This window comes from Rhodococcus sp. B7740 (genome assembly GCF_000954115.1).
Lineage (GTDB): Bacteria > Actinomycetota > Actinomycetes > Mycobacteriales > Mycobacteriaceae > Rhodococcoides.
In genome coordinates this window covers 1,093,364-1,113,944 of record NZ_CP010797.1, presented here as the reverse complement: position 1 = coordinate 1,113,944, position 20,581 = coordinate 1,093,364, and the positions used below count along the sequence as shown (strand labels likewise).

The window sequence follows — 20,581 nt, the reverse complement described above, 5'->3', positions numbered from 1 at the left end:
CGAAATCCACCACGGCGGATTTGGTCGCCGCTCGGTCGCGGCGGAGGACGCGGTAGCGTGATCGTCCGAGGTCAGTGCACGACATGGGAGTGGACGTGGGAACCGAGGAAACACACTTCGTCGTCGAGGAAGTGAACGCGGGAACGCATGCGAACGGCTTCGGGCGCACCGACGACGGCCGGGCGTTCGCGTTTCGGGTGCACAGGAGCACCCTGTACGTGGAGATATACCGCGCCGATGTGCAATCCCCGGTACCGGACCGGTCCGAGGTCGAAGCGGTGGCCGAGCATTCGGTCACCGAAGTCGATCTGACGGACGAGCGCAGCATCGTCGGAGTGGTGCGTGATGCGGTCGCCCATGCGCAGCAGCTGTCCGATGCGTCACAGCGCGACACCACGGCAGTGCGGTCCTTCTTCAACCGGGTCAATTCCGTGTTGGAGGGTTTCTGACACGGTGGGGAACCACCAGCTGTTCGCCGGTGTCGGGATGATCGAACACGTCGACGGGGTGTCGATAGACCCGGGCCAGCGTTGCGGCGGTGAGCACCTCCCGCGGCGGACCGGTTGCGATCAGTTCACCCGAGTCCAGGATCGCGACGCGATCGGCGTAGGCCGCCGCGAGGCCCAGATCGTGCAGCACGACGACCACGGCGCGGCCTGCGGCGGCGAGTGAACGCACCACGGCCATCACCGACTCCTGATGTCCCAGGTCGAGTGCTGCGGTGGGCTCGTCCAGCATGATCGTCGCCGTGTCCTGGGCGATGACGCGGGCCAGTGCGACCCGGGCCTGCTCGCCGCCGGAGAGCGATGCGAACGGTCGATGCGAGAAGGCCGTCACGTCGCACGCGGTCATGGCCGCTTCGATGCGGTCGTCGTCGTGGCGTGCCGCCGAGGTACCGACCCAGGGGGCTCGGCCCATCCGGACGATCTGGCCGGCCGTGAACGCGAATCCGACGCTGTGCTGCTGAGGCAGCACAGCGCGTCGCCTCGCCACGTCCACCGAGCGGATGCGGGACAGCGGTTCGTCGCCCAGCAGCACCGATCCGGCGCTGGGCTCGGTGTCTCCCGCCAGGACCGACAGCAGCGTCGATTTGCCTGCGCCGTTGGGTCCCACCAGCGCCAGTATCTCGCCGGCCACCACGTCGAGGTGGACCCCGGACAACACCGTCGCGTCCCCACGTCGTGCGGAGACTCCGCGGGCGACCAGGGCGTTCGAACCCGGTTCAGGGATGACCGGGATGTCGCGGCGTGCTGTGCGTCCCATCATGCCCAACCGCCCTGGCGAGCCCGGGTACGGCGAAGCAGCCAGAAGAAGAACGGGGCACCCGCCAGCGACGTCACCATGCCGAGTGGCAGGTCGACGTTCGCGACGAGAGTCCGCGTCACGAGGTCTGCAGCAAGCAGCACGACCGCCCCGGCGAGGGCGCTGGCCGGAATGAGGAGTCGATGCGCGGGGCCGAGCACCATCCGCATGGCATGCGGAACCACCAGACCCACGAACAGGATGATTCCGGTGAAAGCCACCCCGGACGCAACGAGCAGGGCGACGACGACGATCGCGAACTGTCTGAGTCGTTCGACGTTCACGCCCAGATGGCGTGCCACGTTCTCACCGAGCGCAAGCAGGTCGAGCCTGCGGGCGATCGCCAGGGAGGCTCCGATTCCGAGCAGCGCGAGCGGGCCGACCACGGCCACCGACTGCCAGGTTGCGCCCGCGAGCGACCCCAGTTGCCAGAACACGATCCGATCGCGGGCGGCGGGACTGGCGACGAAGGTGAAGAACGCGATGACACCGCCGGCGAAGGCGTTGACTGCAACGCCGGTGAGGATGAGCGTCACCACTTCGGTACGGCCTGCGTTGCGAGCGAGAAAGTACACGGCGACCGTGGTGACGAGCCCGCCGACGAAGGCGGCGAACGCCACGCTCCACGCTCCCGCGAAACTGCCGCCGAGCACGATGACCGAGCTGGCCCCGACAGCAGCGCCCGAGGAGACCCCGACCACACCCGGCTCGGCCAGTGGATTGGCGAACACCCCCTGGAGCAGCGCACCCGCGCAGCCCAGACACGCACCGACGAGAATTGCCAGCGTCAGCCGCGGGAATCGGACCTGCCACAGGGTCACCTCGCCGCTGGGATGTGCAGGCATCGGGCCGATCTCGAGTCCCACCCGATGCGCGAGGCTGCCCAACACTTCCAGCGGAGTCGTCGGCACCTGCCCCACAACGGCCGAGATCAACGCCAGGCCGACCAGCGCCACAACCAGGGCTCCGAAGGTGGCAAGAACCCGTCCTCGGCCCGCGCGGCGTTCGGCGAGTGTGCGGTTCGTCATGACGCCGGGTCGTACACGGCCTTCGACAGTGCGACCAACACCTTTCCGGTGTTCGGGCCGAAACTGAGGATGGTCCCGTCGTCCATGTCCACCACCCGGCGTTCTCGGCCTGCGGGGGTCTGGGCGATTCCGGGGATCTGCTCCAGACCCTCGATTCCACCGATCGATTCCAGGCCCTTGGTCATCATCAGAATCACGTCGGGTGCTGCGGCGATCAGGGCTTCGCTGGTGATCGGCACGAATTGCTCGGTCAGACCCGATTCGACACCGGCGTCCCTGGCTCCGAGCGCCTCGATCAGTGCATCCGCTCCCGAGCCGGGCCCGGCGAGCATCGTGATCGCAGGCCCGCGCATGTACAGAAACGCGATCTTCGGCGGTTCGGTGGACTCGGGTGTCTCGTTCGCCGCTGCCGAAATCTCGGCGTTCGTTCGTTCGGCGAGGGCAGCCCCGGCGTCGGGCACACCGAGGGCGGCCGCCACGGCCTCGATCTGGGTGGCGACGCCTGCCAGAGTGCGGGTGGGATCGAAGTACACGACGGGAATGCCGGCGGCTCGGATCTGATCCTGCACGGCGCGTGGACCGATGCTGGTATCGGTCAGGACGACGGTCGGCGACAGCGCCAGAATCCCCTCGGCACTCAGAGAATGGCCGGTCGGGGTGACATCGGGCACGTTCTCGGCCGCGGGAAATGCGGCAGAGGTGTCGCGCCCGACGAGGTTCTCACCGAGTCCGAGCGCGAAGACGGTCTCGGCCAGCGTGCCGTACTGGTCGGCAGCGACGATGCGGCTGTTGTCGGTGACCGTGACGGCGACGCCGTCGAATCCGGTCACGGTGACGGGCAGTACCTCGGCCGGATCGTCGGCGATCGGTTCCGGATTCGGATCGTCGACGACGGCGGTGCGGGGGCCGATCGAGTCCGCGGGTCCTGCGCCGGGGGTGTTCGCCGAGCAGCCGACCAGGAGTCCGGCGACGAGGAGCACGGCGGCGAGACGGTTGACGGTCACCACCGAAGGTTAGCCTGTCCGATGTTCGCAGGCGATCAGGCGCTGACGTCGTCCAAGGCCGACGCGATCGCGGGCGGCAGCTCGAGTTCCTCGGCCATCAATGCGCCCATCAACTGAGCCAGATCGCGAGCCCCCACGATCGCGCTGCTCACACCCGGCCTGTCCCGGGCCCACGCGAGCGCGACGACCAGGGGAGAGGTCGCCAGCCCGTCGGCGGCAGTGACGGCGGCGTCGACGATGCTGACTGCAGAGTCGGTCAGGTACGTCAGCACGGACTCTGCGTGCACCTCGTCGGCACCGCGTGAGTCCGCCGGTATTCCGCTGCGGTACTTGCCTGTCAGCACGCCGCCCGCGAGGGGAATCGCGGCGAGGACACCGATGCCGTGGTGGTCTGCGGCGGGAATCAATTCGTCCTCGATCCCGCGGGCCAGCAGCGAGTACTCCGCCTGTGTGGCCACGATCCGTCCGGTGCCTGCTGCTCCTGCCGCCGTCGCCAGTTGCCACCCGAGGTAGCCACGGGCTCCGGTGTAGCGGACCCGTCCACTGGTGACGGCGTAGTCGAGTGTGGCGGCGACCTCGTCGACCGGAGTCATCGGGTCCCAGGTGGCCACCTGCCACAGATCGAGGTAGTCGGTTCCCAGTTCGCGCAGCGTGGCGTCGAGTTGTCCGAGCAGTCCGCGCCGCGAGCAGTCCACGTGATAGCGGCCGTAGCGCGAACTGAGACCCGCTGCGCTGCTGATCACCAATTCGTGCCGCGGGACCACGTCGTCGAGCAACTCGGCCAGCACTCGCTGCGAACGTCCGTCCCCGTACGCCGGAGACGTGTCGACGAGCGTGCCGCCGGCCTCGGCGAACGCCGACAACTGCGCCGCGGCGTCGTCACCGTCGGTTCCGCTACCCCATCCGAGGGTGCCGAGGCCGAGTCTGGAGACTCGAAGTCCGCTGGTGCCGACCGATCTCTGCTTCATATGTGCCGAATGTCCTTTTACGTGTGATCGTCGGTGTCGAACTGCACTGCCGCCAGTGCACAGTAGTGCGCCGCGCCGCCCGGTGCGTACGTGCCGCGCCGGGTACGGTCGTGCCCGTGAATCGCGAACTCAGGGGGCGGGCCGGCGGCCGCGCATCGACAGTGATCAGTCCATCGACACCGATCTCGGAGGGTGACGCCGCATGATCGACATGACGTGGCTGCAGGCGATCGTCCTCGGTGCGGTGCAGGGCCTGACCGAATTCCTGCCGATCTCCTCGTCCGGGCACCTGCGCATCGTGTCCAGTGTGTTCTGGAACGAGGACGCAGGTGCCTCCTTCACCGCGGTGACCCAGCTGGGCACCGAAGCCGCTGTGCTGCTGTTCTTCTGGCGAGACATCGTCAGGATCGTGAAAGCGTGGTTCGTCGGTCTGACGAAGAAGGACGAACGCGGACTCGACTACCGCATGGGGTGGTACGTGATCATCGCCACCATTCCCATCGGCGTTCTCGGACTGCTGTTCAAGGACCAGATCCGAACCGGTGCCCGAAACCTGTACCTCATCGCGTTCATGTTGATCGCGTTCGCCGTCGTCATCGCGGTCGCCGAGAAGGTCGGCCGGAAGGAACGCCCGATCGAGAAGTTGACCACCCGGGACGGCATTGTCATGGGTCTGGCACAGTGTCTCGCTCTGATCCCGGGTGTGTCCCGTTCCGGAGCGACGACCAGCGCCGGCCTGTTTCTCGGACTCGAACGCGAGGCAGCGGTGCGATTCTCGTTCCTGCTCGCCATTCCGGCGGTCACGGCCTCCGGTCTCTTCTCGCTGCCCGACGCCTTCGAGCCGGTGGGCTCGGGACTTGCCGCGTCGGGTCCGCAGCTGCTGGTGGCCACGATCATCGCCTTCGCCCTCGGCTACGCCTCGATCGCCTGGCTGCTCAAGTTCGTCGCGAACCACTCGCTGTACTGGTTCGTCGGGTACCGCATCGTGCTGGGTGTCGTGGTGCTCGGTCTGTTGGCCGGCGGGGTCGTGTCCGCCACCTAGTCGTTCGGCACAGTGGCCTCCGGAGCGGAGTGGGAAGACCCCGGTCGTTAGGCTCGGTGCAATGACAGTCATCTTGCTTCGGCACGGCCGCTCGACGTCGAACACCGCAGGCACGCTCGCGGGTCGGAGCGCGGGAGTCGAGCTCGACGATCGTGGTCGTGAACAGGCGCAGGCGGTCGCCGACCGTCTCGGCGACCTGCCGGTCGCGGAGATCGTTCGCTCGCCGCTGCTGCGGTGCGAGCAGACCGTCGAGCCGTTGGCTGCCAGGCTCGGGCTCACGCCGCTGGTCGAGGACCGGTTGGTCGAGGTCGACTACGGGCAGTGGACCGGTCGAACGATCAAGGAATTGCTGGCCGAGCCGCTGTGGAAGGTGGTGCAGCAGCATCCGTCGGCCGCGGTGTTTCCCGAGGGTGAAGGACTGGCCACGGTGCAGCAACGGGCCGTGCGGGCCGTGCGCGAACACGACGCCCGGCTGGCCGCCCATCACGGCCGTGACGTGTTGTGGGTGGCGTGCTCGCACGGGGACGTCATCAAGTCCGTGCTGTCGGACGCGATGGGTGCCCACCTCGATTCGTTCCAGCGCATCGTCGCCGATCCGGCATCGATCAGTGTCGTTCGCTACACCTCGACGCGACCCTTCGTGCTGCGGACCAACGACACCGGGTCCGACCTGAGCGTGTTCGTACCCAAAGCCGAGGAGCCCAGCACGCCGGAAGCGGGCAACGCGGACTCTTCGGACGCGGTCGTCGGTGGTGGGGCAGGCACCTAGAGCTCCGATTCGGCGCTGACACCCCGATCGGTGGCAGGCTGGAGGGCAAGCAATACCGTCCACGGTCGATCCGTGGCCGATAATGAAAGTTCCGCGAATCGCTTCGCGGAGCTGTTCGAGTCGTTAGGAGGTGCAATGCCGCGCGCCATACACGTTTTTCGCACCCCTGATCGTTTCGTTGCCGGGACCGTTGGTGAACCGGGCGACCGAACGTTCTTCCTGCAAGCGGTGCACGATGCCCGCGTGGTGTCGGTTGCGCTGGAGAAGCAGCAGGTCCAGGTACTGGCCGACCGGATGGGGCTTCTCCTCGAAGAGGTGCACCGTCGTTTCGGGGCAGAGGTACCGGCCGAGGAGGCCGATACGGTCGACACGAGTCCGCTGCTGACTCCGATCGACACCGAGTTCCGTGTCGGCACGATGGGGCTCGGCTGGGACGCCGATGCCAACGCCGTCGTGGTGGAGCTGTTGGCCGTCAGCGAGGTCGAGGTGGACGAATCGGTCGTTCTCGACGACACCGACGAGGGCCCCGATGCCGTTCGGGTGTTCCTCACCCCGGTACAGGCCCGTGAATTCGCGGTGCGGTCCGAACGCGTCATCGCGGCGGGCCGTGCTCCGTGCCCGCTGTGCGGACAGCCGTTGGCTCCCGAGGGACACGTCTGCATCAGAACCAACGGTTACCGACGCGGCGCGACGTTCGGCCCGGTGACCGAGGTCGACGAGTCTTGACCGTCGAACTGCCGCCGTTCGAGGGCCGCGAAACCATGGAGACCGGCGACCTGACCGTCGTCGGTCGGGTGGTGTCGGCCAGCAACGCCACGCTGGTGTGCGAGGCGGGCGAGGGCGAGAAGGCCGTCCGGTGCGTGTACAAACCGGTTCGCGGGGAAGTCCCGCTGTGGGATTTTCCGGACGGCACTCTTGCGGGCCGGGAAGTGGCGTCGTACGAAATCTCCGAGGCCCTCGGTTGGGGCGTCATCCCGCCGACGGTGCTGCGCGACGGCCCGTTCGGTCCCGGCATGGTGCAGAAGTGGATCGACACGCCCGACGATCACGCCGAGGGACGCGTCGACCTGGTCGACATCTGCCGTCCCGATCTCGTACCTGCGGGCTGGATTCCGGTACTGCAGGCGTACGACGGCGAGGGCGAGGAGATCGCGCTCATCCACGCCGACGATCCACGGCTGCAGCGGATGGCGGTGCTCGACGTGATCCTCAACAACGCCGATCGCAAGGGCGGGCACGCGCTCGAAGGTCTCGACGGCTACGTGTACGGGGTCGATCACGGCATCTGCCTGCACGCCGAGAACAAGTTGCGCACGGTGCTGTGGGGCTGGGCGGGCCAGGCGGTGGACGATGCGTTGATGACCGACGTGGTGCGGTTCGTCGAGACGTTCGACACGGTCACCGCTCCTCGATTGGTCGACAAGATCACCCTGACCGAAACGGTCGCGGTTCTCGACCGGGCGCAGGAGTTGATCGCCCGCCCGATCATGCCGGAACCTCGCTCGAGCAGACCCATACCCTGGCCCGCCTTCTGATCGGGCTCGGATAGGCTCGACCGCATGCATTCTTGGTCGAGCCCGGAGATCCCGACAATTCCCGGACAGGGTCCAGCGCTTCGATTGTTCGACACCGCCGACCGCCAGGTCCGTCCCGTCACCCCCGGTTCGACGGCTCGGATGTACGTCTGTGGAATAACCCCGTACGACGCCACCCACCTCGGGCACGCGGCGACGTACCTGACGTTCGACCTGATCAACCGGCTGTGGCGGGATGCGGGCACGGACGTGCACTACGTGCAGAACGTCACCGATGTCGACGATCCACTGTTCGAGCGCGCCGACCGCGACGGCGAGGACTGGCGCGATCTGGGAGCTCGTGAGATCGAACTCTTCCGCGCCGACATGGAAGCGCTCCGGGTGCTCCCTCCGCGCGACTACATCGGTGCTGTCGAGTCCGTCGACGAGGTCGTCGAACTGGTGGAGAAGCTGGTCGCGTCCGGTGCGGCGTATGTCGTCGACGACGCCCAATACCCTGATGTGTACTTCCGTGCCGATGCCACCGAGCAGTTCGGCTACGAGTCCGGTTACGACCGAGCCACGATGGATACGTTCTTCGCCGAACGCGGGGGCGACCCCGATCGGGTCGGTAAGCGGGATCCACTCGATGCGTTGCTCTGGCGCGCAGTACGGCCGGGCGAGCCGTCGTGGCCGTCGCCGTGGGGTCCGGGGCGGCCCGGGTGGCACATCGAATGCGCAGCCATCGCGCTCAACCGCATCGGTACCGGCTTCGACATTCAGGGCGGCGGAAGCGATCTGATCTTCCCGCACCACGAGTTCTCGGCCGCGCACGCCGAGGCGGCGACCGGTGATCCGCGCTTCGCCCGGCACTACGTGCACACCGGGATGATCGGGCTCGACGGCGAGAAGATGTCCAAGAGCCGCGGCAATCTGGTGTTCGTCTCCAAGCTCCGCGCCGAGAACGTCGACCCCGCAGCTGTCCGACTCGGTCTGCTCGCCGGCCACTACCGCCAGGATCGACCGTGGTCCGACGAGGTTCTCGAACGCGCTCACACCCGGCTCGCACTGTGGCGTCGGGCCGCGGCGCTCGACAGCGCTGCATCGGCCGACGACGTGATCAACCGGTTGCGGCAGCACCTGGCCGACGATCTGGACACCCCCAAGGCTCTCGATGCGCTCGACGCGTGGGCGAGTTTCGCAGTCGAACGCGGCGGATCGGATGCGGGCGCGCCCGGTGCCTTCGCCGATGCGGTCGATGCTCTGCTCGGGGTTGCGCTGCGCTGATCTCGTCCCGAACTAGGTCGCACGTCCCAGCCGCAGATCCGTCAGCAGATCCGGGATCAGTCGATCCTCCGTGACTGCTCGGCCCGAGTCGCGCAGTGCGGCAGCGAGTTCCGGATCCCACGGGCTGTCCGTTCGATGGCCCTTCAGCGGTTCGGAATTGCGTGCATCGAGTGCGCGTCGATAGGAATCGACGTCCATCCGCCACGGCACCGCGTCGTATCGGGAGATGGCTCGGGTCACCATCTGCACTCCGGCCCAGTCGAAGTCGGCTCGCCACCGAATCGTGGTGCCGGGCGCTCGGGAGGCCAGCAGCCGGTGCACCGCTGCGGAGGGTTGACCGTCGGTGCAGATCAGGCTCGCGCAGTTCGACCCGAGGGTGCGGGCTGCGGCGGCGAGCACGGCGACGTTCTCGCAGACGAACACTGTGGACGAGCTGTTGGTGAGCGGGCCGCGCGAGAGCATGTCCACGGTGACGGGGAAGGGGATGCCCACGTCCGCTGCGTCGTTCAGCCAACGAGCCACCGTGTGGGCCTCGTCGACGCGGTAGCCGAGCACCAGCACCCGGCTGGAGACCGAGTCGACCGACACGCCCGCGGTCTCCCACAATGCCCTGATGCCCACCGGATCGACGGGCCGAGGCACGTTCTCGCGCAACGACAGAGCGTCGAGGACGAGCTTCGGGGCACCGCCGCCCGAGAGCGCCTTCGTATCACCGCAGGCCAGTTCCGCGAGTTCGGTCAGCGACATCCCGTCGACCGGAAGCAGCGCCAGGACCTGTGTCGCCACCGCGAGCGCATCGACGGCGACGCGGCCCCCGAGAGTGCCGTCCTGATTGAGCAAGGAGGCGATCCAGTACTCGACCCACTCGCGATCGGTCCCGCCACCGAGAACCTCCCTGGCCCGCTCGAGTGCCTCGGCACGTACCCGAGCCTTGTCGGCTGCGATCTGCTTCTTGTCATGCAACGGAGCCTGCCGAGAGAGGGTGTCGATCAGTCCGAGGCCACCGTTGAGCGGATGGCTCAGCCACGCGTCGAACCGCTCGAGGTCGAGTCTGGCGCTACGCGCTCGCGAATGCAGACTGGAATTGGACCGAGAGATCGCGCTGCACAGACGCCACAGTTCCGGGGCCTCGCTCAGGTCGACGGTGATGTTGCCACCGACGCGAAGCCAGTTGGACTCCAACTTCTTTCGTGCCGCATCGAGCAGTGCAGCCAGTTCGGCGCTGCCTCGCCATTCGCTGTTACCGGTCAAACTCCAGCCCACCTTCGGTTCGGGTCGGCACACGGCGTGTCAGCGGTGACCCGAGTGCGGCCGCGAGGTCGGTGCCGTCGTGCTCGGCGAACAGTTCGCCGTTCTCCCACACCAGAAGAGCTGCGCTGACGGTGTTCTCGGCTGCCGAATGCGCCAGGTCGTAGTGCGCGCAACCGGGCACGTCACCGTAGGTGATCCACAGGTCGTATCCGGTCATGAACAGATCGAGATCGAATTGCACACTCAGGCCGAGCAATTCGCTGCGGCCGTTGTCGTCTACTCCGGCGAATGCCTCGTCCAGCGCCAGGAGCCGAGGTGAATGTGGATCGGCGGACGAGAGCATCACGTGCGCAGCGGCGAACAGGGGCAGATGCAGCGACACCGACTGCTCACCGCCCGAGAGCGCACTGTGGCGTGCGACGGTGAGACGATCCTCGTTGCCGTCGCCGCTGATGAGGGTGAAGGCGAACACGCGCCAGCGGCGATAGTCCAGTGTCGTGGAGAGGATCTCGGGGTAGGACCGTTCCGGATGCGCCGCGCGAGCGATCCTGATCTCCGACGCGAAGTGGGCTCGCATCGCGGCCAGATCGTCCTGGTTCAACGCCGAGGCGTCGCGGTCGAGCAGTTTGGACACCGCCCTGGCACCGTCGTCGAGGTTGTCCGCGAGCACCCAGTGCACACCGATCGTGTTGCCCGAGGACATGCGGCGCTGCTTCATTTCGGCGGACATCTGCGCGATCAGCTCGCGCGCATCGGCGGTCCGCTCGTGAATCTGCTGCGCCAGGCCGGTCAGCAACGCATCTTCGAGAATTCGGCGCTCCTGCTCGGTCAGCAACAACTCCTGATCGGCTCTCGCCGCACCGATTCGGTCGGCGAAATCTCCGACCGACGAGTAGCCCTGCTCGTCCTGCACACGGACGACGGTCAAACCGTCCGGCGCATCCCACTGCAGTCGATAGTCCTGACCCGACGCAGCGAGTTGCGAGTCGAACTCCTGCAGCGCACTCGTCAGGGCTGTCCGGGTCGACTTTCGGCTCGAGTCACTGACCTTCACCGACGCCGTCGCTGCGTCGAGCGCCGAATGCAGAGCGCGCACGACGGGCGGAAGCACCGGAACCTCGTCGTCGGGACCCTCGGCCTGCTGCACTCGATACAGAATCTGCTCCACGCTCAACCACGCCGAGTCGCTCGCCGGCCAGGTGTATGCCTCGTGGACGCCGAGAATGCCGAGAAGGTCCTTGCGAGCGTAGGGCGCGAGCCGCACGGCGTCACCCAGGGTTTCGGTGACGGCACCGCGCAGGCTTTCCAGTGCTGTGTTGCAGGCCCCCTCGGCCTTGCCGATCGCTTCGCCTGCTTCCTTGTCCGCTTTGCGTGCGGCCCGCTGCTCGGCGCGGCACTTCTCGATGCGTTCGCGTGCGTTCTCGAGATCGGTGTCGATCTGTTCGGCGGTGGCACCGAGCTTCTCGCTGAGGAGCTCGAGGCGTTGCACCTGCTGTCGGTAGTTCTCGTCGGCGATCGCGGCTTCCTCGGCGAGCTCCTCGGCCAGGCCACTCGCTTCTTCGAGTCGGTTGGTTGCTTCGCGGGCGCGTTCTGCTTCGCGCGTGTGATCGCCGCGCTTGCGGATCACCACCGAGCCCTGGTGCTCGAAATGCCTGATCGCCGCGGCGAGGGCATCGATGTCTCGACCGATGTGTGGGGTGCGGTGAGCCACGGCGACGGTACGCAGCTGCTTCTCCTTCGCGGACAGGTCTGCGATCGCCTGGTCGAACTCTCGGTCCGCTGCTGCCGAACTCTGCGTCGAGGTGCGCAGCGCCCCTGCGGCGGCGGTGACGGCGCGTTGCGCTTTCACGATGGCCGAGACACGAGGCAGTTGCTTGGCGGCCGCGGCCAGCGCCTGTACCGATTCGCGGGCAGTTCGCTCGTCGGCCGCCGCGGCATCCAGTGCGGCTGTCGCGGTATCGATCGCGGCACCGAGTTCGGTGATCCGTTGCTCTCGGCGTCGTGCACGGGCCGTCGCGCCGATGTACTCGGCATCGGTCTTGATGTGTCGGCCCTGCTGCACCCCCTGCCGGTACCGACCGTCCATGCTCATCGAGACGGCACCACTCGAGTCGGCACCTCGATCCTGCTGCAGTGCAACCGAATTCAGGACGTCCAGGATCCGCGATTCGGAAACGGCGGTGCCGGGCTCGGGTTCGAGGACGGACGCCAGCGTGGTTCCGGCCGGCCTCGAGGCCTCCGGCAGCGGCGACAGATACTGCTCCGAGCTCGAGTCGACGGGGAAGTCCGCGATCGGGTGGATCCAGCCGTCGAGCAGATTCGCCGCCTGCAGTGCGGATTCGATCCCTGCCGCATCGGCGGGGGAGACCGAGTCGGCAAACCGAACCAGCTGCCACAGAGGCGCACCGGCGAGGTCGGCGCGAGAGTCGGTTCGTGCCGCGAACGGCGGCGGCGCGTCGTCGTGTTCGGCCCGCACCAGAGACAGTTCGTCACGCAGCGAGTTCAGCTCGGCCGTGCGGGTCGACACATCCACGTGCGCCTGGGCCTGGCGGGCACGAAGGGTGTCGACCGCGTCTGCGGTCTGGTCGGCCAGCACCGATTCCAGGCTCGGGGCATCGTCGTCGCCGATGCCCGCCAACGCGGCATCGAGGGCCTCGAACGCTGCGGAGGTGATACCCGCCGAGGAGTACAGCGCCGAATTGTTCGACCACCAGGCCCGCAGTCCCGATGCGAACTGCGCCTTCTCCAGGTCGACGGTCGCCTCGGCCTCGGTGACCGCAGCCGACGCCGCCTCGAGCATCTCGCGAGCCTTCGATGCGGCCTTCTCCGCACGGGCGCGCTCGGTCGACGCCTTCTCGACGGTTCCCAGCGCCTCGCGAACCGCCCGCACGTCGCCGTCGCGTTCCTCGGCATGGCCGCGCAGAGCGGTGCCGATCTGATCGCTGCGGGCTGTTCCGGGCAGTGGTGTCCAGGCGATACCCGCGTCCTCGGCGGCGGTCTGCAGTTCCTCTTCGGCACGGGTAACCCCGGCGACGGAGTCCCGGAGTGCGGCATCGGCACGCGCCGCCTCGGTGGTGCGCTGTTCCAGTTCGGCGTGCGCCTTGCGGGCGCGGTCGGCCTGCTGGGCGGTCGAGATCTCCAGCTTCGCGGCGGATTCGGCCAGGTCGTCCAGTTGCTGCTTGCCCTCGTATGCGCTCGAGCGCTGCAGAGTCTCGCGGTCCGCAACGGCCTGATCCAGTGCGCGTTCGGCCTCGTCGAATCGGGTTTCCGCAGCCGCCCGTTCCAGCAGGCGCCGGTCCTTCAGGGCGGCAGCGGCGAAGTGTGCGGTGGTCGCGTGAGTCACCGCCTCCAGCCGGCGTGAGACCTGCTCGATGTCCGATCGAGTCTGTACCCGAAGGTATTTGGAGTACACCGAAACGAAGTTCCTGGCGGCGTGATCGGCCTGCGCCAATCCTTCGAGCGCCCGGCCCACCTCCTCCATGTCGCTGAAGGAGCGAGCAGCCTCGAGTACCAGCTGCTCGTCCAACGGACGCAGTCCGTCGGTCAACGCCTGCGAGAGTCCCTTGGGATCGAGGTTCTTCGCCAATTGCGGGCGGCGAAGCGTCAGAATGAGATTGATCAGCTGGTCGTATCGCTGCGCGCCCAACCCGAACATACGGGCATCGATCGCGGCGCGATAGTCCACCGGGCGATCGGTCAAGGCGTCGGTACCCAGTTGCTCACCGAGCTGCTTCTTCGTCAACGGCCGGTCGTCGGAACCCAACAACGAGAAGTCCACGCCCACTCGGCCGTCGGCCACGAAGTACCAGCGGGTCACCTTGTCGTTGTGGCGGCTCGCCCGCATTCCGATTCCGACCGTCACCGATTCGGGATCCTCACGAGATCCGCGGCCGAACTCCATCCACACGTACGAATGCGCGCTTTCCTGCCCCCGGTAGAGCAGGTTGGACTTCATCGTCCGCTCCTCTCCCGCAAAGGGATTGAGTCGGCGTGGTTCGATGCGGCCGTCCAGGACGAAGGGAAACAGCACTTCGAGTGCCTTGGTCTTGCCGGATCCGTTGGGGCCGCGCAGTACCAGGCGACCGTCGGCGAACGAGAACTCCTGATCGCGGTAGTCCCACAGGTTGACGATCCCTGCTCGTGTCGGCCGAAAGCGTGTCGAGTGTGCGGTCATCTACTCAGGCCTCTACTTCGGACGATTCGTTACTGACGGACTGTGCGGTTCTGGGTGCTTCTGCGGTGCTGGTGATTCGTTCGGTGCCGAACAGTGAGTCCTGTGGAGTTCGATCACGCACGCTGACCATCACGTCGCGGTAGCGCGCGATCACCGGCAGCACCAGTACGCCGCCAGAAACGCTGTGTATCAGTCGAAGTCGGTGCAGCAGCGCGATCGCCCGCACTCGCAGTCCATCCCGATCGGTCTGCCACTGAGCTGCGAAGGTGCGGCCGAAGCGTTCGACGAGATCGTCGACGACCGTTGTCAGCCAACTGTCCTCGATCAACGGATACAGCTTTTTCTCGTCCGCATCTTCGAATGCCGTTGCATCGGAACCGAACCCGAATTCGGCGAGATCGCCGAAGATCCCGCCGTCGGGTATGGCGCCGTCCAGCTGCTCGATCAGGGCGTCGCCGTCGGGTAGGGGGTGGGTTGCCAGCGCGGGTGCATCCGGATCGATCACTCGGTCCGAGATCTCGCCCGCAATCAGCAGTGCGACCTGGGCAATGGTTCCGGTGCTGGGGAACCGGTGGTCCGACAGTCGTCCCGAGGTGTCGATGAGGGCGACTCCCTCGGCGCGACGCTCGGCAACGAGGCCGGTCAGCAACTCGACGTCCGCAACAGTGCGTGACGCGGCCAGGGCGGCTCGGCCGTTCCGGTCGAGATCGTCGTGATAGACGACCGGTTGCTCGACCAACGCTCGGCGGACCGCGCGCAGCGTTTCCTTCGGATCTGCCTCACGCCCGGAGTCGGTCTGTCCCGGGTCCGAATCCTCGGGATCGATCGGGGAGTCCGAGCCGGCCAGTAGACCACGAATCGATCGCAGGTGCTGCACGGCGCGCGGCGGCCGGAACATGGCGACGACGACGGGACGGTCGATGTCGTAAAGGGCCTCGCCTGCGGACGGGTTGTTCGCCCAGCCGGTCGCATCACCGTCGGCCAACGCGATGGCTCCGCGTGTAGCGAGCCACCCGATCGCGTCGACGAACGCGTCTCGGTCGCTTGCTCGGTCGGTCGTCAGCTCTACTCCGTCTACTTGACTTGCTTCTGCCGCAACATGATCGGCCAGCTCGGAGAGGGTGATCTGGTTGCCCGCCCGGCCGAGGGCCGCCAGTGCCAGTGCCAGATACGCGTATCTGCGGCGATCGAAGATTCGGTCGGTGGACGTTCGCGCGGGCTGGCTGTCGTCGAGCCGATCGATCACCGGGTACAGACGTGCCGTGGTCTCGGTGACCTCGAATCGATATCCGAACAGTTCGAGCAGGTCCTCGCGCAGTTCGGTCGCCCATCGACGCAGCAGAGGCAGCGCAATCCTGTCGGGATACGTCGTGGTCACCAGGTGGTTCGACAGCGCGACTCGGGCGGCCCGCTGGTAGGAATCCAGTGCGAGAGTGGAGATCTCACGAGCTCTCATCGGCGTGCCACCTCGCTGACCTCGAGCGCGAGGCGGTCCAGATGCAATCGGCCTCTGCTGGTCCGCACGATCGTCGAACGGTCGCTGTCGCTGAGCGTCAGGCGCACGCCGCTGTCCGATCCGGACGAGTCGGAGGTGCGACCGCTCACGCGCACCCGCGCGGTCAACGCAGCGTTGAGCAGGCTCAAGAGCACCTCGGTTTCCTGCTCGTTCAGAATTCGGTCGTGGATTCCGGTCGACGCAAGCGACTGCGCTGCGGCACTGCGTGATCGCTGCGATTCGAGCTGCTGTTCCCTGAGCCGTCTGATGCCGCCGTCGTTGCGCTGTACCCGACCCGGAACACCGGGCGTGGGGGTGCGTCCGGTCTCGGCCAGGGTGCGCGAAATCTCGACCGGCGGTGCCTCCCACCACGATCGGGACGTGGAGATGATGTCGGCGTCGGGATGCACCATCGACAGGTGTCTGGGCCTGCCGAGACCGAACACGGCATGGAACAGGGCGTGCGCGCTGTCCTCGGTAGGCGTGGCAGCGAACCAGCCGGCCAGATGCCGCAGTTGGCTTTCCCTGCTCACGCCACCCCTGCGGGTTTCGGTGACGCGGCGCAGCAGCGACAGCACGGCGGCAATAGCGCTCATCGTGCCCTCGCGGAGTCGCTCGGACTCGCTGAGTTCGGACTCGGCCGAGACGAACCAGTGCGACAGGCCCGCCCAGCGATCGGTCCAGTCGGCGCGGCGTTCGGCGACGGTGAGGAAGACTCGTTCGTCGCTGATCGCGGCTCGCTCGACCAGTTCCTCGATCCCGGTGCTCTCGACGAGTGCGATCGCCTCGGCGAGCTTCGGTGCGTAGCGGGTCAGATCGGAGCTGAACTCACGCATGTGCGTCAGCAGGGCGTCCTTGTGGACCAGAAACGACTCCGGCGTGATCTCGGTGGTGCGCACGAGGTCACCGAGGACGAGATAGAAGTGGGCAGCGCGGGTCGCCATCTCCGACAGCGTCGAATCGAGTCGGCTGAGCTTGCGGTAGATGCGATCGCCGTCGGCCTGACGGTTCGCCTCGGCCAGCTCGTGCATGTCGGCCAGCAGCTCGGGCAGCACCAGCCGCGACAACGCGGCGTCGTCCAGGCGGGCTCCGAGCACGTCCTCGACCGCGCGGTAGGCCTTGTAGCCGGCTTGACCGAACTGGTAGACGAAGTGACGGTTGCGGTACTCGGCGAGTGTCGCGGCGCGGGTGCCGTCGTAGCTGCGTTCGAGCAGACCCCAGGCGTGGAGCTGATCGAGCAGGGGTGCGATGTCGAGGGTGGTCAGTGCGTCGTGCCGACCCGGGCTGCGTGCGATGAGGTCGGCCACGTCTCCTGAGTGCAGCAGGACGACGTAGTTGGCTCGTGCGGTGTCGAATGCCCGAAGAACGGCCAGGTACTCGGATCGCTTCTCGGCAACGGCGAAGGAGAACAGACCGAGACGATCTTCCTCCACGAACGCGTTCGCGACTCCCCGCCGCGCGTCCTCACCTGAATCGCTCACTGGAACAGGGTAGGGGGTAGGAGTGGAGCCTGCGAAACGACCAGGGGGGTAGGAGTGGAGCCTGCGAAACGACCAGGGGGCGCAGGGTCTCGGTCGTTCGACCGTGCCGGTTACAGCTCCACGGTCACTTTTCCGTCCACCACTGCGGCGGGGTAGGTGCGCACGGAGCCGATGCCGCTGGGGCAGGTGCCGTCGTCGAGCGAGAACGTGTACTGATGCAGTGGGCAGACGACGATGGATCCGTCGATCTGACCGTCTGCCAGTGGCCCGCCCTTGTGGGGGCACACGGCGTCCATCGCCCGCACCGAGCCGTCGCTGAGCAGGAACACGGCAACCTGCTTGCCGTCCACGACGTAGGCGCGTCCCTCGCCGGGTGTCATGTCCTCCACGGCCCCGACCGGCACACTCATCGGACCGGTACCTGTGGGAGCGGAAGCAGGGGCAGCGACGGGGTGAACTGGGCCGGTGACTTCGGTGCCGCGCGGTCCTGCCAGGGGTCGACGTACCCGTCCACCGATGCCTGCACCCGCTCGTCGAGTCCGGCGACGATGCCGTCGCGGTCGTCGATCAGCACGGCCTGCAGTTCTTCCAGGCCGACACGCGGGACCCATGCGTACGTTCGCTCGAGCCACTGAGCGTTCTCGCGGTAGTGCTGGATGAACCTGCCTGCCACGGTGAGAACCTCCTCGGCCCCTGTCACGGTGGCCAGTAGATCACCCTTGCGGATGTGTGCGCCTGCCGCGCCACCGACGTAGATCTCCCATTTGTCCTCGCCGACCGAGACGACGCCGAAGTCCTTGCACAGTGCCTCCGAGCAGTTGCGCGGGCAGCCCGCGACCGCAAGCTTCAACTTCGCGGGGGTCTCCAGGCCCTGGAACCGCTCTTCGAGGGCGATGCCCAGGGCTGTCGAGTCGCCGAGGCCGAAGCGACAGAAGTCGCTGCCGACGCAGGTTTTCACCGTGCGCATGCTCTTGCCGTAGGCGAAGCCGGAGGGCATGTCCAGATCGCCCCACACCTTCGGTAGATCCTCCTTCTTGATGCCGAGAAGGTCGATCCGCTGTCCGCCGGTGACCTTGACCAGCGGAACGTGGTACTTGTCCGCGACGTCGGCGATCCTGCGCAACTGATCCGGGGTGGTGACGCCACCCTTCATCTGCGGCACCACCGAGAACGTGCCGTCGCGCTGGATGTTGGCGTGGACGCGGTCGTTGATGAACAGTGCGCCGCGCTCGTCGACCCAGTCCGGGCCCCACACCGTCCGCAGCAACGATGCCAACGGCATCTTGGCGGCGGCGTCCTCCGTTCCCTCGGTCGCCAGCGCCGCGAACACCGCGGACACCGCCCGAAGATCCTGCGCCCGAACGGCGTCGATCAGCTCGGGCTTCGTCATGGGGATGCAGGGCACGTACCAGTCGGCGGTGGGATCGGCCTCGACCGCACCGCCCGCAGCGCACGCGATGATGTCCTGGACCAGACCCTTGCAGGATCCGCACCCTTTGCCCGCACGGGTCTTCGCGGTCACGTCGCTCAGGTTCTTCGCGCCCGCGTACACGCAGGCCACGATGGCACCCTTGGTGACACCGTTGCAGTTGCACACCTGCACGTCGTCGGCCAGTTCGGCGGCTCCCGTTGCCGCGGAGGGAGTTCCCATGTCGAAGAGCATGCTGATGCGCTCGTCGGGCAACGGCACTTTCTCGTCGAACGCCTGCGTCAGGAAGTTGGCCTTGGAGATGTCGCCGAGCAGGGTGGCACCGACCAGCTTGTTGTTCCGGACGATCACCGATTTGTAGGTGCCACTGCGCGGCTCGTAGAACTGGACGAACTCGTCGTCGTCGCGTTCGGGCGCGGTGATCCCCATCGAGGCGACGTCCACGCCGGCCACCTTGAGCTTGGTGGTCAGCCGCGAACCGTGATACGCCGCAGTGGGATCGGCTCCGGTGAGCACGTCGGCCAACACGACGGCCTGCTCCCACAGCGGCGCGACGAGACCGTAGACCTCGCCGCGATGCTGACAGCATTCACCCACGGCATAGATGGAACCCTCGTCCTCGCAACGCAATTGGTCATCGACGACGATTCCTCGTTCGATCACCAGACCTCCGGCGCGAGCGAAATCGACACTGGGACGAATGCCCGCGGTGACCACGACCATGTCCGCGTCGAGCGAGGTGCCGTCGTTGAACCCGACGCCCGTGACGACGCCGTCCTCGGATCGCAACACCGACGTGGTCCGCTTGGAGGTGTGCACGCCCACGCCGAGGGACTCGATCTTGTTGCGCAGCACCCGTCCGCCGCGCTCGTCGAGCTGTTGGTTCATCAGGTGACCGGGGGAGTGCACCACGTTCACCTCCAGACCCTGCGTGCGCAAGCCGTAGGCGGCTTCGAGTCCGAGGAGTCCGCCGCCGATGACGACCGCCGAGACGTCGTCACGCGACTGCGCCATCTGCAGCATGCCGTTGGTGTCGGCAATGGTGCGGAAGCCGAACACGCCGCGCGCCAGCCTGCCGTCGGACTCGCGCAGGCCGTCCATGTTCGGGAAGAACGTGTTGCTGCCGGTGGCGATGATCAGTACGTCGTAGTCGACGGACCGCCCGCTCTCGCAGACGACGGTCTTGGAGAACCGGTCGAGCGTGACCGCGCGGTCCCCGGCGTGCAACGTGACGCCGTTCTCGCTGTACCAGCTCATCGGGTTGAGGATCAGATCCTCGTCGTCGACGGTGGCCTCGCCGGACAGCACGTGCGAGAGCATGATTCGGTTGTAGTTGCCGTACGGCTCGTCGCCGATCATGGTGATCTCGAACAGCGAACTGCCGTCGCGTTTGATGATTTCTTCGACGGCCCTGGCGCCGGCCATCCCGTTACCGACCACCAACAGTCGCTGCTTGCCTGCGGTCATCAGATCAGCACCAGACCGAAATCGACGACGACCTCTCCGCTGGTTCCGGCAGGGGCGGCAATCACCAGTTCGAGCACCGTGTCCGGATCCACGTCCTCGACCACGCGCAGCGGAATGTTCACTCCGCTCTTGGCACCCATCGGGAACATGCGCATCGGGCTGCCGTCGCGTAGCAGGGTCACGACCACCAGCTCGTCGCTCGAGTTTCCGCCGCGAAAGTACAGGGGCTGAGCAGTCGTACCCTCGGGGACGACGAAGCTCAGGCTGGGATCGATCAGCTCGGGCTTGTCCAGACCGTTCCCGGTGAAGGAGAAGATGCCGTGCAGGAATCGCGGTGTGCTGGCCATACCCACGAGGTTGCGGGGTCGGG

The 20,581-nt window shown here is 66.9% G+C and carries 17 protein-coding genes; 6 read left to right on the top strand and 11 right to left on the bottom strand.

Going from position 1 to position 20,581, the window contains the following annotated elements:
• The first annotated feature begins 83 nt into the window (after positions 1-83).
• Positions 84-449, top strand: a complete 366-nt coding sequence (locus NY08_RS05040; RefSeq protein WP_052683718.1) for a hypothetical protein — start codon at positions 84-86, stop codon at positions 447-449.
• Here NY08_RS05040 and NY08_RS05035 read toward each other — a convergent pair.
• Genes NY08_RS05035 through NY08_RS05020 form a run of 4 tightly spaced genes read right to left on the bottom strand, consistent with a single transcriptional unit; the run spans position 424 to position 4,302 of the window.
• The gene (locus NY08_RS05035; protein ID WP_045195227.1) at positions 424-1,266 is read right to left on the bottom strand and encodes a heme ABC transporter ATP-binding protein; all 843 of its coding nucleotides are present in this window, start codon (positions 1,264-1,266) and stop codon (positions 424-426) included. The genes NY08_RS05040 and NY08_RS05035 overlap by 26 nt on opposite strands.
• Positions 1,263-2,330: a FecCD family ABC transporter permease gene (locus NY08_RS05030; protein ID WP_045195225.1), complete on the bottom strand. Its 1,068-nt coding sequence runs from the start codon at positions 2,328-2,330 to the stop codon at positions 1,263-1,265. The genes NY08_RS05035 and NY08_RS05030 overlap by 4 nt, the downstream gene beginning before the upstream one ends.
• Positions 2,327-3,334, bottom strand: coding sequence for an ABC transporter substrate-binding protein (locus NY08_RS05025; RefSeq protein ID WP_045199751.1), 1,008 nt, complete (start codon positions 3,332-3,334; stop codon positions 2,327-2,329). Before NY08_RS05025 ends, NY08_RS05030 begins: the two co-directional genes overlap by 4 nt.
• Positions 3,335-3,369: 35 nt before the next feature.
• The gene (locus tag NY08_RS05020; RefSeq protein ID WP_045195223.1) at positions 3,370-4,302 is read right to left on the bottom strand and encodes an aldo/keto reductase; all 933 of its coding nucleotides are present in this window, start codon (positions 4,300-4,302) and stop codon (positions 3,370-3,372) included.
• A 211-nt stretch (positions 4,303-4,513) separates the two neighbouring features.
• On the opposite strand from NY08_RS05020, the gene NY08_RS05015 reads away from it, so the two are divergent.
• From NY08_RS05015 to mshC, 5 genes are all read left to right on the top strand, one after another.
• A complete protein-coding gene (locus NY08_RS05015; RefSeq protein ID WP_371828408.1) occupies positions 4,514-5,344 on the top strand; it encodes an undecaprenyl-diphosphate phosphatase in 831 nt (276 codons plus the stop codon).
• 61 nt (positions 5,345-5,405) lie between these two features.
• Positions 5,406-6,113 carry a histidine phosphatase family protein gene (locus NY08_RS05010; protein ID WP_045195221.1) on the top strand — a complete coding sequence of 236 codons (708 nt, stop codon included), beginning with the start codon at positions 5,406-5,408 and terminating at the stop codon, positions 6,111-6,113.
• Between the two features lie 135 nt (positions 6,114-6,248).
• Positions 6,249-6,839 (top strand): DUF3090 domain-containing protein, encoded by a 591-nt coding sequence (locus NY08_RS05005; protein ID WP_032398057.1) that lies wholly within the window; start codon positions 6,249-6,251, stop codon positions 6,837-6,839.
• 35 nt (positions 6,840-6,874) lie between these two features.
• The gene (locus NY08_RS05000; RefSeq protein ID WP_179272770.1) at positions 6,875-7,648 is read left to right on the top strand and encodes an SCO1664 family protein; all 774 of its coding nucleotides are present in this window, start codon (positions 6,875-6,877) and stop codon (positions 7,646-7,648) included.
• A 24-nt stretch (positions 7,649-7,672) separates the two neighbouring features.
• A complete protein-coding gene (gene mshC, locus NY08_RS04995) occupies positions 7,673-8,914 on the top strand; it encodes a cysteine--1-D-myo-inosityl 2-amino-2-deoxy-alpha-D-glucopyranoside ligase (RefSeq protein WP_032398059.1) in 1,242 nt (413 codons plus the stop codon).
• Between the two features lie 12 nt (positions 8,915-8,926).
• Here the strand turns inward: mshC and NY08_RS04990 are convergent, their stop codons facing one another.
• The 7 genes from NY08_RS04990 to NY08_RS04960 all read right to left on the bottom strand — a co-directional run bounded on the left by NY08_RS04990 (position 8,927) and on the right by NY08_RS04960 (position 20,558).
• Positions 8,927-10,165, bottom strand: coding sequence for a DUF2399 domain-containing protein (locus NY08_RS04990; protein WP_235387106.1), 1,239 nt, complete (start codon positions 10,163-10,165; stop codon positions 8,927-8,929).
• Positions 10,155-14,339, bottom strand: coding sequence for a TIGR02680 family protein (locus tag NY08_RS04985; RefSeq protein WP_045195220.1), 4,185 nt, complete (start codon positions 14,337-14,339; stop codon positions 10,155-10,157). Before NY08_RS04985 ends, NY08_RS04990 begins: the two co-directional genes overlap by 11 nt.
• Before the next feature lie 4 nt (positions 14,340-14,343).
• Positions 14,344-15,795, bottom strand: coding sequence for a TIGR02678 family protein (locus tag NY08_RS04980; protein WP_045195218.1), 1,452 nt, complete (start codon positions 15,793-15,795; stop codon positions 14,344-14,346).
• Positions 15,792-17,267, bottom strand: a complete 1,476-nt coding sequence (locus tag NY08_RS04975) for a TIGR02677 family protein (protein WP_327205213.1) — start codon at positions 17,265-17,267, stop codon at positions 15,792-15,794. Before NY08_RS04975 ends, NY08_RS04980 begins: the two co-directional genes overlap by 4 nt.
• 158 nt (positions 17,268-17,425) lie before the next feature.
• A complete protein-coding gene (locus tag NY08_RS04970; RefSeq protein ID WP_032398064.1) occupies positions 17,426-17,725 on the bottom strand; it encodes a Rieske (2Fe-2S) protein in 300 nt (99 codons plus the stop codon).
• On the bottom strand, positions 17,722-20,211 hold the full coding sequence (gene nirB, locus NY08_RS04965; RefSeq protein WP_045195214.1) for a nitrite reductase large subunit NirB: 2,490 nt from the start codon (positions 20,209-20,211) through the stop codon (positions 17,722-17,724). Before nirB ends, NY08_RS04970 begins: the two co-directional genes overlap by 4 nt.
• Positions 20,211-20,558 carry a hypothetical protein gene (locus NY08_RS04960; protein WP_045195212.1) on the bottom strand — a complete coding sequence of 116 codons (348 nt, stop codon included), beginning with the start codon at positions 20,556-20,558 and terminating at the stop codon, positions 20,211-20,213. The genes nirB and NY08_RS04960 overlap by 1 nt, the downstream gene beginning before the upstream one ends.
• Positions 20,559-20,581: the final 23 nt, after the last annotated feature.

What these genes read in the sequence shown, in the direction of transcription:
- NY08_RS05040 (WP_052683718.1), top strand. Translation starts at nt 84, where the DNA reads ATGGGAGTGGACGTGGGAACCGAGGAAACACACTTCGTCGTCGAGGAA.
- NY08_RS05035 (WP_045195227.1), bottom strand. Translation starts at nt 1,266, where the DNA reads ATGATGGGACGCACAGCACGCCGCGACATCCCGGTCATCCCTGAACCG.
- NY08_RS05030 (WP_045195225.1), bottom strand. Translation starts at nt 2,330, where the DNA reads ATGACGAACCGCACACTCGCCGAACGCCGCGCGGGCCGAGGACGGGTT.
- NY08_RS05020 (WP_045195223.1), bottom strand. Translation starts at nt 4,302, where the DNA reads ATGAAGCAGAGATCGGTCGGCACCAGCGGACTTCGAGTCTCCAGACTC.
- NY08_RS05015 (WP_371828408.1), top strand. Translation starts at nt 4,514, where the DNA reads ATGACGTGGCTGCAGGCGATCGTCCTCGGTGCGGTGCAGGGCCTGACC.
- NY08_RS05010 (WP_045195221.1), top strand. Translation starts at nt 5,406, where the DNA reads ATGACAGTCATCTTGCTTCGGCACGGCCGCTCGACGTCGAACACCGCA.
- NY08_RS05005 (WP_032398057.1), top strand. Translation starts at nt 6,249, where the DNA reads ATGCCGCGCGCCATACACGTTTTTCGCACCCCTGATCGTTTCGTTGCC.
- NY08_RS05000 (WP_179272770.1), top strand. Translation starts at nt 6,875, where the DNA reads ATGGAGACCGGCGACCTGACCGTCGTCGGTCGGGTGGTGTCGGCCAGC.
- mshC (WP_032398059.1), top strand. Translation starts at nt 7,673, where the DNA reads ATGCATTCTTGGTCGAGCCCGGAGATCCCGACAATTCCCGGACAGGGT.
- NY08_RS04985 (WP_045195220.1), bottom strand. Translation starts at nt 14,339, where the DNA reads ATGACCGCACACTCGACACGCTTTCGGCCGACACGAGCAGGGATCGTC.
- NY08_RS04980 (WP_045195218.1), bottom strand. Translation starts at nt 15,795, where the DNA reads ATGAGAGCTCGTGAGATCTCCACTCTCGCACTGGATTCCTACCAGCGG.
- NY08_RS04970 (WP_032398064.1), bottom strand. Translation starts at nt 17,725, where the DNA reads ATGAGTGTGCCGGTCGGGGCCGTGGAGGACATGACACCCGGCGAGGGA.
- nirB (WP_045195214.1), bottom strand. Translation starts at nt 20,211, where the DNA reads ATGACCGCAGGCAAGCAGCGACTGTTGGTGGTCGGTAACGGGATGGCC.
- NY08_RS04960 (WP_045195212.1), bottom strand. Translation starts at nt 20,558, where the DNA reads ATGGCCAGCACACCGCGATTCCTGCACGGCATCTTCTCCTTCACCGGG.